The following is a 15,288-nucleotide window of genomic DNA, read 5'->3' as shown; positions in this document are numbered from 1 at the left end:
ATAAAAATGGTAGGTGATGTTTTGAAAAATCTTGTCATTGGGCTTATTGCGTTAGTACTTATTGTGGCAGGAGGATTTTACATAAAAAAATATCAAGAAAACGAAGAGACTGTAGGAGATGTTCAGGAAGTAAAGTGGGATGTTTCGAATGGAAAGGGAAATGAGAAAGTAGATATTGTATTTCAGTTGTTAAACAACAAGAATAATGAAATTCGTGGTGTAAATGATCAAATGCGGGCAGTGATTGTAGATGGACAGTTAAAAAACATACAACAAATTAAACCCACATTTGCAGGGAACGGGTCATATAAGTTATCTTCCAAAATAGCGAAAGACGAAGAATATACAATATTTTTATACGAAGACAAAAATAAGTCCGTAGAGTCATTCGCTAGGAAGAATTTTGGTAGAACGAAAGAGGAGAACAATAAGAAAAAAGTGAAATTTCCAATCGACAGTGTACTTACAAAAAAAATAGGAGAGTATGAAGTTTCTCTTTTATTTGGTGCATTACATCCGAATGAACCAGTTACGTTAACATTTCAGTTTCAAGCGAAAAAGGGTGAAAAATTGAAATTACATTCAGAGAGAGGAGAAGTAGAGTCACTCTATATAGTGGATGAAACGAAGGAGAATTTTTTATACGCTATGCCTGTAGATACGGATGAACAATTACAATACCGAATTACATTTCCTGCCGAGGGCACGTATAAAATGTGGGGGAATTTCTATATAAATGGTAAGAAGTATGAAAAAGAATTTATTGTACAAGTTCAAAAAAGAAAAAACAGCTAAGAATTTAGCTGTTTTTTCTTTTTCCTATTAATTTTGTTACAGAGAGCATTGTAATTGGTAAAGAATGATTCTTCCTAAATGCTAAATATTTACCGCTCCATGCTGGTTTATATTTTTCTTTAAAATGTCGTAACCCGCTGAAACTATACGTATAACGAACGTTATTAAAGATTGCAGCAGCCACTCGTTCAGACCAGAAAGACTGTGTGGATAAACCAACATTTGAAAGTGGTGCCATACCGATATTAAAGGAGTGGTATTCATTTTCTTTTGCCCACTGGAATAAGTGGATGAAAATTGCGTCCATAATGCCGCTAGGCGCATCTGGATAATATCGCATTAAATCGACAGATAATGATCCGTTTTGATATACAGGCATGAATGTTGTGAATGCAATAATTTTTCCATCCGCATCAGATAATGTTGCGATAGGAGCGCGACTAATATATTCACGATCGAAGTATCCGAGTGAAAAACCTTTCTCTTTTTTTCCACCAAGCCATGCATCTGAAACTTTTCTTAACTCTTCATATAATTCGTCGGAGAAAGGTGGCTCATGAATAGAGAATGTATAGCCTTCTCTTTCAAAACGGTTGAAAGTAGCTCGCATGCCAGCGCGTTTCTTTCCTGTTATTGTAAAGGTATTTAAATCAACAACAGCTTCTTCACCAAGCTTAAAGAAGTTATAACCAAAATCGTGGTATAAACTCATCCATTTACTTTCAATTTGATAGAATACACAAATGTATCCAAATCGATCAGCCTCAGCTAAAAACTCTTGCAATACAGTACGATAGGAGGAAGGGTCCCCAATTGGATCACCTAGTACAATAAGTCGTTTTCCAGTTATTGAGAAGAGAATGAGTGCTTTTCCATCACTACTGAAAAAGAACTGTTTATCTCCTAAAAAACCTAAATGACTAAGTACATTTCCACCATGTTCATCTAAGAAGTTGTGTAATCGTTTATCATTAGCTGGTTGCCCGGGAAATTCATTTCGATAACGATTTGCAATGAGTGAACCAATTAGTAAAAAAGTAGGAACAAAAAAGGCAGCTGCTAATGCACTTCGTTTCACTTGTGTAATATTACGAACGACAAAATCAGGTTTGAAAGCTTCTTTTGCACCTGCAAATAAAATACCTAAGTTTTTATATAAATATAACGTTACAAGTAGGAATATAAAAACTTTTACGATATCGGAAAGTGAGACTTCCATTTTCTCACGTACAAACCTTTTACGAAGCATATACAATACAGCGAGTACGATTAATAAAATAAAAGTTTCTTCAACATCAATTCCTTTTAGTGTGTTAAAAATAGCCGCTCCAATTAAAGAAACAATCGTCATATAATAAGAACGTTTTGTTCCGTAATATATCCCCCGCGAAAGAATGAGGAGGAGAATACCGAATGTTAGCGATAAGCTAAAAGAAAATTGAATAAGATGTTTTGGAGCTAGAATATGTAAGGCGTGTGCCCGATTTATACTTGTCGGTAGAATGGTTGATAAAATAACCATTAAGCCAGCAAATACTGTTAAAGCAGCAGATGCCCAAGAACCTAACTTTCCTAGAAAGTCACGCTGCAAAGTCCATATAACACCAGTTGTCTCTAATGCAGGCGCAATAAAAGGTTTATCTTCAAACTTTTTAATGGCTACTCCTGTCATTTCAAAAGCTGCAAAAATGAGACCAAGGCAGAAGGGCAAGATGTAATAGACGAGACGATATAATAACATAGCAGGGAGTAAAACACCTGTATCGATGCCGTATTGCCCAAGCCCAGTTAAGAAGACAAGATCAAATGATCCAAGGCCACCAGGAACAAGACTAACGACACCAGCTAAAGCAGCAATAACATATACGCCTAAAAACTTTTGGAATTCGATTTCAATGCCAAATAATAGTAATATGACGTACATAACAATACCAGCAGATACCCATTCGACTAATGAAACTAATGAGTATAAAACAGTTGGGTTTTTCTCCTCTTCTTCTTGTTCCTCTGTTTGCGTCGCTTTTCTATTTTTTAATTTAGAAAATCCGATATATATAGGGACGAAAAGAGCGAAGAAGATAAGAACAGGCCATAGCCATGGTTTTTCATGCAAAATAAATCTCGTGTCTAATATTCCGATGAGACCAAGAAATGAAAGAATGGCTAATCCATTAATAAAGGCAGTTGTCATCCAAGCGATACTTTTAATAAGTTTTCCATTTTCTTTTATATATGGACGATAAAGCATTGTGCGTACGCCGGCTCCAACAAGACCACCAAACCCGATAAATCCATTTAAAGTATTAGCAATCCACGAGATACGGAAAATCTTTTGGACAGGGATATCAGCTTTTAAGTAACGAAGCATAACATAGTCATAAAAGAACATTGTTGATACAGCGAATGCACCAAGTGTAATTGCTAAAAAGACTCCTCCAGTTGGAATGTTTTTAATTGTATCAATCGCTTCTAAAAAAGAAATGCCCGCTAATTCTTTTTTTGCTTGAAAGAATACAATTGTTAATACAACAAATGGGAAGACAATTTTCCCGATTTGTAAGAAACGTTTCCATGAAAACGACATAAATACAACTCTCCTTGTATAAGAAAACTGAGACAATAATATTATTATGACAAACTTCAAGAAAAATAAAAAGGTAAATTCCTGTATAGGCGAGCTATTTTTTATATAGGTATATTTAAAAGAATATTTTGTTTATCAGAAAATTAAGTTAGAATAAGATGAAAGAGGGGGAGGGGAGTATATGATTATAAAAGGTTACGTAGGATATGAGTTAGAAAAAGCGAAACCTAATACATCAGAAGATTTTTTTAACAGATCTGAAGTGACATATATATTAAATGGTAAAGAGAAAACTTTTTCGGTTTTATACGTTCGATATTTTGAAGAAGTTTTACAAGAAATTACTCCTTTTGAAGGAAATCCAGTGTATAAAGTAGAAGAACAAAACATATATTTGCGTGATATTGTAGCGATATGTTGTTTAGTGAAAGATAAGGAGCTTCGTGCGCAAAAACGTTTGTATTTAAATAATATGGAAGAATTTCAACAATATTTTGATGAGGGAACGGTGTCGAAAGTACAAGAAATATTGGCTGAATTACATAAAAATAAAAGAGTAGAAATAGCGTGAAATGGCAAAGGAGAGAGAAAAATGTCTAATTTGATGATTGAAAATCAAACAGAACAAGTTTCTATATTTTTAGAAGATGCTATTAATATGATAACCAATTATGTAAATTATCATACGTTACCTTCTTTATTAGAGGAAACACCAGCAGGGAATGAGCAATATTATAAAGGGGTATTAGCATCAATGAGACGACTTCTCGTTTTTTGCGAAGAAGGACAGGATGCATGTTTTGTTTTGTTGAATAGCCAGCCATTTCGAAAAACAGCAGCTGAAAAAATTTTATATAAGATTTACCATCAAGTAATTGCAGAGTTTTTTTCACCGAAGAGTGATCATTGGTATGAAAATAGTCGGTCTGCATATACAGGGAAAAATTCTATCGTTTTTCAACAAACACCACCTGCATCTTTGGAGCAAGTGATGAAGAGTTTAGAAGGTAAATTTCAATTGATGCGTGAAGAACTAGAATATTATGAGACGGATTATCAGACAAAGATGTTGCACAAATATTGATTGAGGAAAAGAAGCTAAGGTTACTTAGCTTCTTTTCCTTTTGTACAGTTATATAAGGGATTTTCATTGAATATAGTTAAGTGGATAGCATTAGGGAGGTGCAACATGAATCAGCAAGGTGTATTTACAGATTACTTTCATGAAGTAGAAAATTGGTGTGAAAGTGTTCTTCACGTATTAGATAGCCGCGCAATGGAAGTGTATGATGTCCATATGCTTGCCTATAAAATTCAGACGTTATTAGAGCGTATGAAAGAGCATGAGTATGAAACAGATGCAGAGTTTATGTATGAAATAAGCGATGATGTAGAACATATTCAGCATCACTTGCAGGAAGTATTTATGCAAGAAGAAGAGGAATATGAATTATATGAAAGAGGGGATAGTGAACGAGCTGTCCCGATTGGAGGACATACACTCCCGCCATTACCTTATCCGTATAATGCATTAGAACCGTATATTTCTAAAGAAATTATGATGTTACATCATGATAAACATCATCGGAGTTACGTGGAAGGGTTAAATAAAGCAGAGAAGATGATGGAAGAAGCGAGAAAAACAAATAAATTTGATTTAATTAAGCATTGGGAAAGGGAAGCGGCTTTTCATGGGTCAGGTCATTACTTACACACGATATTTTGGAATAACATGAAAAAAGACGGTGGTGGAAGTCCAAGAGGAGCTTTTTCACAACAAATTGAACAAGATTTTGGGAGCTTTTTACGTTTCCAAAAACATTTTACAGAAGCGGCCTCTAAAGTAGAAGGTTCAGGCTGGGCAATTCTCGTTTGGGTACCCCGGTCTGGAAGGTTAGAAATTTTGCAAAGTACACTTCATCAATTATTTACACAATGGGATACGATACCGCTCCTTGTACTAGATGTCTGGGAACATGCGTATTATTTACAATACCAAAATCGAAAAGATGAATATATTAAAAATTGGTGGAATGTTGTAAATTGGCCTGATGTAGAAAAAAGGTTTGAAACTGCGAAACAAATTGAATGGACACCATATTAGACGCAAATTCTCTGCGTCTTTTTTAATGGAAGTAGAAGGAAGATTTCGTTCATATTTTAAAAGGCCAAGCATACACTTGTACAAAAAGTGCCAAAAGGACGTGGGGGGAAATATGAGACGAATTTGTGTAATCATTACGCTTCTTATGATGTATGCAAGCGTTATGCCGATTCCTACATATGCAAAGATGAACAGCAATGTCAGTGCTCGAAATGCTGTATTAATGGAGCAACAGTCTGGTCGTGTATTATACGGAAAAGCAGAACATGAGCCTCAAAAAATTGCTAGTATAACAAAAATTATGACCGCCTTATTAGCTGCTGAATCAGGGAAGATGAAAGAAATGGTATCAGTTAGTAATGAAGCGGTGAGGGTGGAAGGATCGGCAATCTATTTAAAGCCTGGACAAAAAGTGAAGTTAGAAGATTTAGTATACGGACTCATGCTTAGATCTGGTAATGACGCAGCGCAAGTAATTGCTGAAAGTGTGGGTGGGAGTATAGATGGATTCGTATATTTAATGAATCAAAAAGCGAAAGAAATTGGAATGAAAGATACGCACTTCTCAAACCCTCATGGCTTAGATGGAGATGGATCACATTATTCGTCGGCTTACGATATGGCATTATTAACGAAATATGCAATGGGAAACGAGACATTTAAGAAAATCTTTGGAACCAAAACATATAAATCAGATTCTTGGGATTACCCGTGGAAAAATAAACATAAGCTGGTAACGTCTTATTATGAATTTGCAACAGGAGGAAAAACAGGCTTTACGAAGAAAGCTGGGCGAACGCTTGTGACAACGGCATCAAAAGATGGACTAGATTTAATTGTCGTAACTTTGAGTGCCTCTAGTGATTGGGATGATCATATGAATTTGTTTGATAAAGGTTTTGAACGTTTCAAACAAACGAAAGTTTTAGGACAAGGAGCAATTGCTGAAATAAATGAAAAGAAGTATGCCAACCATGTTTATACGAAAAATAGTTTTTCGGTACCGTTAACTGAAGAAGAAAAAAAGAACGTAGTATTAAAAGTTGAACTCCATAAAAGTATAAAACTTACGGATGGAGTAAAGGTTGGGAAGACAGACATTTATGTTGGTAATGAAAAAGTTGGAGAACGGAATTTATTTTATAGTAAACGGAAGTTAGTAGCTACAACGGGACTTTACTGGAATAATGTGAAAGAAATTTTTTCTTACATGATAGGTGTTGGGAACGATGGTTAATCTCGTATGGGTAGCGATGGCTGTCATTGGGATTGTATACGCCATGATAAATGGAACGATGGAAGAAGTGAATAAAGCTGTATTTGACGGAGCAAAAGATGCGGTAACGATTTGTATAGGACTTATTAGTGTTTTAGTATTTTGGCTCGGTTTAATGAAAATTGCAGAGGAAGCCGGATTGTTAAAAAAATTAGTTACACTTTTTATGCCGATAGTAAAAAGGTTGTTTCCAGAAATACCAAAGGATCATCCGTCTATGGGATTTATTCTATCAAATATGATGGCAAACTTTTTTGGTCTAGGTAATGCAGCAACCCCTCTTGGTATTAAAGCGATGGAACAACTGAAAGAGTTAAATGGAGGAAAGGATTCGGCGAGCCGTTCTATGGTGACGTTTCTAGCATTAAATACATCAGCCATTACATTAATTCCTACGACAGTCATTTCCATTCGAATGACGTATGAATCAGCGAATCCTACTGAAATTGTTGGGGTAACATTTATTGCACAAGTACTTTCTATGATTGGAGCAATTTGGATTGACCGCTATTTTTACCGAAGAAGGAGTAGAAAGGGGCGGAAAAAATGAGTATTGTAAATACAATTTCCTTATGGGTAATTCCTTGTGTAATTGGTTTTATCCTTTTATATGGCACAATAAAGAAAGTACCGACGTATGAATCGTTCGTTGAGGGAGGAAAAGAAGGGATTCAAATTGCAATTTCCATCTTACCGTTTATGGTTGGAATGCTTGTGTCTATTTCTATATTCCGGTCTTCAGGTGCGTTAGACGCAATGATATCGGTAATGAAGCCAATGTTAGATTTGATCCATGTTCCAGCAGAAATTGTTCCACTAGCACTTATACGCCCTATTTCAGGCTCTGCTGGTTTAAGTATTACGACCGATTTAATTGCCACATATGGGCCAGATTCGTTTATTGGGAGATTGGCTTCTACGATGCAAGGGAGTACAGATACGACTTTCTATATTTTAACTGTATATTTTGGAGCGGTTGGGATCAGAAAAATGGGGGATGCACTAAAAGTAGGACTTTTTGCAGATTTAATCGGGATTATATGCTCAATTGTGTTCGTTTCTTTATTGTTTCAGTAATACTATTCATTTTTTACGCTATTTCGCTTATAATACGTATACGACCACTATTAAGGTGTAGCTTAATAGTGGTTTTTTTATGTGGTATTTTTGACAAAATGATGAACTTTTATTGTGAGAAATATGAAAAATATGGACAATAATAAAGGGTAAAAACATGATTTGACCTTTATATGTTTATTATCATCGCTATGTTGTTTAAGTAAGATGAAGCGAATAGCCGTAAAGCGTATGCGGTTGCCAAGTCTTTCTAATGTAAGGTAAGATAAATTCGAGGTGAAAAAAAGAAATGGAACGATTACAAAAAGTGATTGCGCAAGCAGGTATTGCATCGAGAAGAAAGGCTGAGGAATTAATTCAGCAAGGAAAAGTGAAAGTTAATGGAAAAATAGTGAAGGAGTTAGGGACAAAAGTAACTCCTCAAGATAAAGTAGAAGTAAATAACATCCCTCTTGAAAAAGAAGAACCTGTTTATTTTTTACTATATAAACCAACTGGCGTAATTTCAAGTGTATCAGACGATAAAGGAAGAAGTGTTGTAACGGACTTTTTCCCGGAAATTACACAACGTTTATTCCCAATCGGACGCTTAGATTATGATACGTCTGGCGTATTATTAATGACAAACGATGGGGACTTCGCAAACGTATTAATGCATCCTAGATATAAAGTTGAAAAAACATATGTTGCAAAAATAAAAGGGCCATTAACAGGTGAGAAAATTCGCATGTTAGAACGCGGTGTTACGTTAGAAGACGGTAAAACAGCACCAGCACGTGTGAAAATTATTTCTTGGGACAAGCGTAAAGAAATGGCTATTGTACAATTAACAATTCATGAAGGACGTAATCGTCAAGTACGTCGTATGTTTGAAGCGTTAGACTGTAAAGTAGTGAAATTAAAACGTGAACGTTATGCTTTCTTAGAAGTAGGAAGCCTGCGACCTGGTGATGCGAGAGAATTGACACCACATGAGGTGAAACAATTACGCGCGCTTGCTTCTACAAAGCCGAGATAAGCTATAGAGTTAAAAATTCACCAGTGGAGTGCTCTGCTGGTGATTTATTCAATACAACATTTACAGAAGATAATACATAACATTTATCGAGGAGAGGAGAAGTAATATGAAGAAAAATCGCTTATTATTTCGCGTTATTATTCTACTCATTTTATGTGGTGCTGTAGGATTTACCCTTTATCAAGGATTCTTTGCTAATAAAGAGAAAATGCAAATCGGAAAAGAAGCACCTAACTTTGTTGTGACGGATTTAGAAGGGAAGAAAATTGAACTAAAAGATTTAAAGGGAAAAGGTGTATTTTTAAACTTTTGGGGCACGTGGTGTAAACCTTGTGAAAAAGAAATGCCTTATATGAATGAATTATATCCAAAGTATAAAGAAAAAGGTGTTGAAATCATAGCGTTAGATGCAGATGAAACGGATATTGCAGTAAAGAACTTTGTGAACCAGTATGGTTTGAAATTCCCAGTTGCCATTGATAAAGGACAAAAGATTATAGGAACATATGGAGTAGGTCCATTACCGACAAGCTTTTTGATTGATAAAGATGGAAAAGTAGTGGAGCAAATTATAGGTGAACAAACGAAAGAACAGTTAGAAGGGTATTTAAAGAAAATTACTCCGTAATAAAGAAAGCCTTTACATAAGGGGTGCGTGTCTATAGTGCCTCTGGTTTAAAAATTCTGAGTATTGCGGTAACTTGAGGTTAGAATATACAATAGTACATATAGATACAGGGGCGGTGAGAGTGTTGAAAGAAATTAAATGTGAATGTGGACATGTTAATCCGATAGGAACCGTTTTTTGTGAAGCTTGCGGGAAACCATTTGAAAGCAATGAAAATACAAAACTATTGGATATGCGCTATGAGGGGAGTGCACGGAGATCTCTCACGCAGACAAAAACGATAATCGATAAAATTTGGAGCTTTTTCTCTTCTGTAAAAGTGGGTGTATGGCTAATCGTAATAACTTTAGCTGCATCAGCGATAGGAACTATTTTTCCGCAAGAAATGTACATAACTCCAGGGATTGCACCAGCTGAATATTATAAACAAGAATACGGATTTTTAGGACAATTATACTATCAATTAGGGTTTAATAATTTATACGGTTCATGGTGGTATATGATTTTGATTGCTTCTATCGGTATTTCACTTGTGATATGTAGTTTAGACCGTGTTATTCCACTTTATAAAGCTTTAAAAAAGCAAGGCGTAAAAAGACATCCTAGCTTTTTAAAGAGACAGAGATTATATGGGACTGGTACACCGCAAGAAGGTGACCTGGAAAGAGTGCAAAAGAATTTAAAGAAAAGAAACTATAACGTGAAAGTGGAAGACGGAAACGTTTTAGCAGAAAAGGGACGCTTCTCGCGTTGGGGTCCATATGTAAATCATATCGGTCTTATTATCTTTTTATTCGGTGCGATGCTTCGTTTTTTACCGAGTATGTACGTAGACGAAGCACTTTGGTTACGTGACGGTGAAACGAAAGAGATACCAGGGACGGATGGACAATACTACTTAAAAAACGAGAAATTTATAAAAGAAGTTTATGATAAAAGTAAGGATAAGGAAGTTTTTGATGAAGCGATTGATCGTGTAGGCGATAAAATGATTGCGAAAAACTTCCAAACGAATGCCGTATTATATAAAGCAGTAGGAGAAAATATAGCAGGACAAAAACCGAAATTAGAAAAAGTAAAAGAAGCGGAAATTCGAGTGAATGAACCACTGAAATTTGATCAATTTGCAGTGTATCAAGTGGATTATAAAGAAAGTGAATTTAAAAGTATGTCCTTTAACTTACAAAATAAAGAAAATAATCAAAAGTGGGGACCGATTAAAGTAGATTTAACGAATCCTAAGGAAAAATATGATTTAGGAACTGGTTATTCTCTAGAACTATTAAGCTATTTTCCTGATTTTTATTTTGATGAGAATGGAAAACCAAATACGAAAACGAAATTACCAAACAATCCTGCATTTGTATTTAAAATGTTTACACCTGAAACACCAGATGGTGAAGTGAGTTTTGTTGGTATTCAGCAAAATATAGAACCAGATGGAAACAACAAATATAAAATGTCGTTTGCAGGTGTTGAAATGCAAAATGCAACAGCACTTACTGTAAGAAAAGATTTAACGCTTTGGATTCTCGGCATTGGAGGATTTATATTTATGGTTGGTGTCATTCAAGGTATGTATTGGAATCATCGCCGTATTTGGATACAACGTGTTAATGATGAATGGTGGATTGCAGGGCATACAAATAAAAATTGGTTCGGTTTAAAGAAAGATATTGAAAGAGTAATAGAAGGTACAGCAATTCCACAGCCAAATGATAAAGTAATTGATAAAAAAATTAGTTAAGGTGGGGAAACGATATGGTGCAAATAAGTAGTAACTTTCTCTTTACCGCATTTATTTTATATTTAATTGCGACTCTATTTTTTGGGGGAGCCATTAAAGAAAAGGGTCATAAATGGGCAAATGTAGGAATAACGATTACAATTTTAGGGTTTATAGCACAAACAGTATATTTTGTTACAAGGTGGATTGCATCAGGGCATGCGCCAGTTAGTAACTTTTTTGAATTCGGTACATTTTTCGGCATGATGCTTGTAGGAGCATTTATTGTCATGTATTTTATGTACCGTGTAAGCATAATCGGACTATTTGCATTACCAGTTGCGCTTTTATTAATTGCCTATGCAAGTATGTTTCCGAGGGAAATATCTCCGCTTATTCCATCTTTAAAAAGTAATTGGTTACATATTCACGTGACGACTGCAGCAGCAGGACAAGCCATTTTAGCGATTAGTTTTATTACAGGCGTTATGTATTTATTGAAAAATGTAGATCAATCGACGAGAAGTAAACGTACATTTTGGCTAGAGACGGTAGTATTTACACTTGTTTGTACAGTTGGATTTATTGGAGTAACAACGGTATTTTCTAGTATGAAATATGAAGCGAAGTTTCAATGGATTGATAAAAATGAACAACAACTGGAAATGAAGTACAATCTTCCGGCTTTAGTTGGACCGCATGAAGGGAAGTTACTGACAGAAAATAAATTAGAACCGGCAGTTGAAGTTCCAGCAATTGTAAATGCAAAAAAATTAAATACTGTTATTTGGTCAGTGTTAGTTGGAACATTACTGTATATTGTATTAAGACTCGTTTTACGGAAGCGAGTATCGGCGGCACTTCAGCCGTTAGTAAAGAATACGAATAGTGATCTACTAGATGAAATCGGATATCGATCTATTGCAATTGGATTCCCAGTTTTCACATTAGGTGCATTAATTTTTGCGATGATTTGGGCTCAAATAGCGTGGACGCGCTTTTGGGGCTGGGATCCGAAAGAGGTTTGGGCACTTATAACGTGGCTCTTTTATGCTGCAGTACTACATTTACGATTATCTAAAGGGTGGCATGGGGAGAAATCAGCTTGGCTTGCAGTAATTGGTTTTGCAATCATTATGTTTAACTTTATTGTAGTAAACTTAATTATTGCCGGTTTACATTCATATGCATAGAGAAATAAAATAGGAGAGTGCATGTCACTTTCCTATTTTATTTTTGTCAACTTTTCTTCTTTTTTGAGAAAAACATGACAAAGTAGCGGTTGATTTTGTAAAATGATGTCGAGGACATTATATACAGTTCAAAAAAAATACATAGTTTTGGAAAAAAATTGAACAAAATTTATTATTCTTGTGAAGCATAATATGGGAAGTGAAACATTTAGAAGATTGCTTAAATAAACGAGAATAGCGCAACATAATAGTTAAAGAAGGGTAGGTGTGAACCGCTGAGGTGAGAGTACGCAGCGGGTAGAGATGGAAAATGAATCAAGAATTTTAATTGTAGATGATGAGGATCGTATTCGTCGTTTATTGAAAATGTACTTAGAAAGAGAACAATATACGATTGAAGAAGCAGATAATGGTGATACAGCTTTAGAAATGGCGTTGCAAAATGATTACGATTTAATCTTATTAGATCTTATGATGCCTGGTAAAGATGGCATTGAAGTATGTAAAGGGGTTCGTGAGAAGAAAGCGACACCAATTATTATGCTGACAGCAAAAGGTGAAGAAGTAAATAGAGTACAAGGATTTGAAGTTGGAACAGATGATTATATTGTAAAGCCGTTTAGTCCACGTGAGGTCGTGCTACGTGTGAAAGCGGTATTACGTCGTGCTGTACCAACAACATTCTTTACACAAGATACAACGACAAAAGATGTTACTGTATTCCCTCACTTAACAATTGATAACGATGCACACCGTGTTACTGCAGATGGCAATGAAGTAAACTTAACGCCGAAAGAATATGAGTTACTATTATTTTTAGCGAAAGCTCCTGATAAAGTATTCGATCGTGAGCAGCTGTTAAAAGAAGTATGGCAATATGAATTCTTCGGAGATTTACGTACAGTTGATACACATGTAAAGCGTTTACGTGAGAAGTTAAGCAAAAAATCACCAGATGCAGCGAAAATGATTGTTACTGTTTGGGGTGTAGGTTACAAATTTGAGGTTGTGAACGACTGATGCTTTGGAGAAGTGTAGTAGGGAAGTTATGGATGACCATATTACTTCTCGTTTCGTTTGTTCTTGGATTTGTTGCGATTTTACTTTCACAATTTTTTAGAACGTATTATGTTGATATGAGTGAAAATAGACTTCAAAAAGTCGCAACAAGTGTTACGGAATTAATTGAAGAAGGTGCCGATGTAAAAACGATTGAGAACATCGCGTACAAATTCTCTGATCCACTTTCAAGGATTATTATTGTAGAAGATGGCAAGGAAATCTCTTCTTCACCGAAACAAGAAGGGTTAGTCACCCTTACAATGGATAATTTAAAAGAAGATAAAGAATTAGCCGCTGTTTTTACGGACAAAAAAGAAATTAAGAACAACATTAGAAAAGCTTCTGATAGTAGAAAGAATAAAAGCACTGAAAATGATATTGTGATCGTTGGGAAACCAGTGCAATCAAAAAATCAAAGCGCAGTGTTCGTATATGAATCTTTACAAGTGCCAATAAAAGATATGGAGAGAACGACTGATTTCATTTTCTTAGCCGCTGGGATTGCGATTATATTAACAACTTTCTTTGCGTTCTTCTTATCTACTCGGATTACAGCACCGCTTCGTAAAATGCGTGAGGTTGCTTTTGAAGTGTCACGTGGGAAATTTGATGCAAAGGCTCCTATGGTATCTCAGGACGAAATTGGTGAGCTGGCAACGGCCTTAAATCAAATGGGTAAACAGTTGAAGTTTAATATGAATGCTTTGCAGCAAGAAAAAGAACAGTTAGCTAGTATTTTGAGTAGTATGGCAGATGGAGTTATTACGTTAAATCAAGAAGGTGAAGTCGTAGTTATTAATCCACCGGCTGAACATTTCTTACAAGTTTGGCAAGAAGAAAAAGAGATAGAGTTAAGTAAAAAATTACCTTCTGAACTTGTGGAACTATTCCATCTCGTTGTAGAAAGCGAGCAACAACAAGTTGTTGAAATTAATTTACAAAAAGGGAACTATGTAGTTCTTATGACACCACTTTACAATCAAACGAAAATTCGTGGGGCTGTAGCGGTACTGCGAGATATGACGGAAGAACGTCGTCTTGAGAAAATGCGTCAAGACTTTATTGCGAATGTATCACATGAACTTCGTACACCGATGGTCATGCTGCAAGGGTATAGTGAAGCGATTTTAGATGATATTGTGCAAACGAAAGAGGAAATAGATGAGTTTGTTCAAATCATTTATGATGAATCCGTTCGTTTAGGTAAACTTGTAAATGAATTGTTAGATTTAGCTCGTATGGAAAGCGGTCACGTAGAGTTACATATTGGTGAAGTGGACATACATCCGTTTGTGGAAAAAATTGGTCGTAAATTCCAAGGGATTGCAAAGGATAAAGAAGTTGAACTAACAGTTGATTTCCGGAATCAGATTGAAGAATATGCGTTTGATGCAGATCGGATGGAACAAGTGTTGACGAACTTGATTGATAACGCAATTCGTCATACGAATGCGGGTGGACATGTAACGCTTGTAATTGATACGAAAAATAATGGCCTCATTTTTGAAGTACAAGATTCGGGTGTAGGCATTCCAGAAGAGGATATTCCATTTTTATTTGATCGTTTCTATAAAGCTGATAAAGCAAGAACACGTGGGAAAAAGGGTGGAACAGGACTCGGGCTTGCAATTGCGAAAAATATTGTTCAAGGCCATGACGGTAAAATTTCTGTATCAAGTGTTGTTGGAGAAGGAACTACATTCTCTGTATATTTACCGAATCGTATAATTTAGATATGATTTTTTAAAGTTGATAATGAATAAAGTTCTGCTGTTTTTTATTTTTTTGTAAACTCAATTAAATAAAGAATGGTAGAACTTTTTTC

Annotated in this window: 14 protein-coding genes; 13 read left to right on the top strand and 1 reads right to left on the bottom strand. The window is 35.5% G+C overall.

Going from position 1 to position 15,288, the window contains the following annotated elements; translation table 11 throughout:
* Positions 1-6: 6 nt before the first annotated feature.
* Complete coding sequence (locus ES895_RS23985) at positions 7-795, top strand: hypothetical protein (protein ID WP_000232610.1); 789 nt, start codon at positions 7-9, stop codon at positions 793-795.
* A gap of 4 nt (positions 796-799) precedes the next feature.
* Here the strand turns inward: ES895_RS23985 and mprF are convergent, their stop codons facing one another.
* Complete coding sequence (gene mprF / locus ES895_RS23980; protein WP_000010891.1) at positions 800-3,379, bottom strand: bifunctional lysylphosphatidylglycerol flippase/synthetase MprF; 2,580 nt, start codon at positions 3,377-3,379, stop codon at positions 800-802.
* Positions 3,380-3,560: 181 nt separating this feature from the next.
* On the opposite strand from mprF, the gene ES895_RS23975 reads away from it, so the two are divergent.
* The 12 genes from ES895_RS23975 to resE all read left to right on the top strand — a co-directional run bounded on the left by ES895_RS23975 (position 3,561) and on the right by resE (position 15,196).
* Complete coding sequence (locus tag ES895_RS23975; protein WP_000584363.1) at positions 3,561-3,950, top strand: hypothetical protein; 390 nt, start codon at positions 3,561-3,563, stop codon at positions 3,948-3,950.
* 21 nt (positions 3,951-3,971) lie between these two features.
* Positions 3,972-4,463, top strand: a complete 492-nt coding sequence (locus tag ES895_RS23970) for a YpuI family protein (RefSeq protein WP_135238706.1) — start codon at positions 3,972-3,974, stop codon at positions 4,461-4,463.
* A gap of 105 nt (positions 4,464-4,568) precedes the next feature.
* The gene (locus ES895_RS23965; protein WP_001075739.1) at positions 4,569-5,483 is read left to right on the top strand and encodes a superoxide dismutase; all 915 of its coding nucleotides are present in this window, start codon (positions 4,569-4,571) and stop codon (positions 5,481-5,483) included.
* Positions 5,484-5,595: 112 nt separating this feature from the next.
* Positions 5,596-6,720: a D-alanyl-D-alanine carboxypeptidase family protein gene (locus ES895_RS23960; protein WP_001252636.1), complete on the top strand. Its 1,125-nt coding sequence runs from the start codon at positions 5,596-5,598 to the stop codon at positions 6,718-6,720.
* Positions 6,713-7,309, top strand: a complete 597-nt coding sequence (gene spmA, locus ES895_RS23955) for a spore maturation protein SpmA (RefSeq protein ID WP_000247811.1) — start codon at positions 6,713-6,715, stop codon at positions 7,307-7,309. Before ES895_RS23960 ends, spmA begins: the two co-directional genes overlap by 8 nt.
* Positions 7,306-7,836, top strand: a complete 531-nt coding sequence (spmB, locus tag ES895_RS23950) for a spore maturation protein SpmB (RefSeq protein WP_000029514.1) — start codon at positions 7,306-7,308, stop codon at positions 7,834-7,836. Before spmA ends, spmB begins: the two co-directional genes overlap by 4 nt.
* 289 nt (positions 7,837-8,125) lie before the next feature.
* A complete protein-coding gene (gene rluB / locus ES895_RS23945; protein WP_000440556.1) occupies positions 8,126-8,854 on the top strand; it encodes a 23S rRNA pseudouridine(2605) synthase RluB in 729 nt (242 codons plus the stop codon).
* Between the two features lie 106 nt (positions 8,855-8,960).
* Positions 8,961-9,482 (top strand): thiol-disulfide oxidoreductase ResA, encoded by a 522-nt coding sequence (gene resA / locus ES895_RS23940; protein WP_000742194.1) that lies wholly within the window; start codon positions 8,961-8,963, stop codon positions 9,480-9,482.
* Between the two features lie 121 nt (positions 9,483-9,603).
* Entirely contained in the window at positions 9,604-11,229 is a 1,626-nt protein-coding gene (gene resB, locus ES895_RS23935; RefSeq protein ID WP_000910547.1) for a cytochrome c biogenesis protein ResB, read from the top strand.
* 14 nt (positions 11,230-11,243) lie between these two features.
* The gene (resC, locus tag ES895_RS23930) at positions 11,244-12,401 is read left to right on the top strand and encodes a cytochrome c biogenesis protein ResC (protein ID WP_000250081.1); all 1,158 of its coding nucleotides are present in this window, start codon (positions 11,244-11,246) and stop codon (positions 12,399-12,401) included.
* 303 nt (positions 12,402-12,704) lie between these two features.
* On the top strand, positions 12,705-13,421 hold the full coding sequence (resD, locus tag ES895_RS23925; RefSeq protein WP_000426861.1) for a DNA-binding response regulator ResD: 717 nt from the start codon (positions 12,705-12,707) through the stop codon (positions 13,419-13,421).
* Positions 13,421-15,196, top strand: a complete 1,776-nt coding sequence (gene resE, locus ES895_RS23920) for a sensor histidine kinase ResE (protein WP_000964697.1) — start codon at positions 13,421-13,423, stop codon at positions 15,194-15,196. The genes resD and resE overlap by 1 nt, the downstream gene beginning before the upstream one ends.
* The last annotated feature ends 92 nt before the right edge of the window (positions 15,197-15,288 follow it).

The organism is Bacillus sp. 007/AIA-02/001 (assembly GCF_004634455.1).
GTDB lineage: Bacteria > Bacillota > Bacilli > Bacillales > Bacillaceae_G > Bacillus_A > Bacillus_A cereus.
The sequence above is the reverse complement of the archived record's forward strand: the minus strand, read 5'-3'. Positions and strand labels throughout refer to the sequence as shown.

What these genes read in the sequence shown, in the direction of transcription:
- ES895_RS23985 (WP_000232610.1), top strand. Translation starts at nt 7, where the DNA reads ATGGTAGGTGATGTTTTGAAAAATCTTGTCATTGGGCTTATTGCGTTA.
- rluB (WP_000440556.1), top strand. Translation starts at nt 8,126, where the DNA reads ATGGAACGATTACAAAAAGTGATTGCGCAAGCAGGTATTGCATCGAGA.
- ES895_RS23970 (WP_135238706.1), top strand. Translation starts at nt 3,972, where the DNA reads ATGTCTAATTTGATGATTGAAAATCAAACAGAACAAGTTTCTATATTT.
- resD (WP_000426861.1), top strand. Translation starts at nt 12,705, where the DNA reads ATGGAAAATGAATCAAGAATTTTAATTGTAGATGATGAGGATCGTATT.
- spmB (WP_000029514.1), top strand. Translation starts at nt 7,306, where the DNA reads ATGAGTATTGTAAATACAATTTCCTTATGGGTAATTCCTTGTGTAATT.
- mprF (WP_000010891.1), bottom strand. Translation starts at nt 3,379, where the DNA reads ATGTCGTTTTCATGGAAACGTTTCTTACAAATCGGGAAAATTGTCTTC.
- spmA (WP_000247811.1), top strand. Translation starts at nt 6,713, where the DNA reads ATGGTTAATCTCGTATGGGTAGCGATGGCTGTCATTGGGATTGTATAC.
- resA (WP_000742194.1), top strand. Translation starts at nt 8,961, where the DNA reads ATGAAGAAAAATCGCTTATTATTTCGCGTTATTATTCTACTCATTTTA.
- ES895_RS23975 (WP_000584363.1), top strand. Translation starts at nt 3,561, where the DNA reads ATGATTATAAAAGGTTACGTAGGATATGAGTTAGAAAAAGCGAAACCT.
- resE (WP_000964697.1), top strand. Translation starts at nt 13,421, where the DNA reads ATGCTTTGGAGAAGTGTAGTAGGGAAGTTATGGATGACCATATTACTT.
- resC (WP_000250081.1), top strand. Translation starts at nt 11,244, where the DNA reads ATGGTGCAAATAAGTAGTAACTTTCTCTTTACCGCATTTATTTTATAT.
- ES895_RS23960 (WP_001252636.1), top strand. Translation starts at nt 5,596, where the DNA reads ATGAGACGAATTTGTGTAATCATTACGCTTCTTATGATGTATGCAAGC.
- ES895_RS23965 (WP_001075739.1), top strand. Translation starts at nt 4,569, where the DNA reads ATGAATCAGCAAGGTGTATTTACAGATTACTTTCATGAAGTAGAAAAT.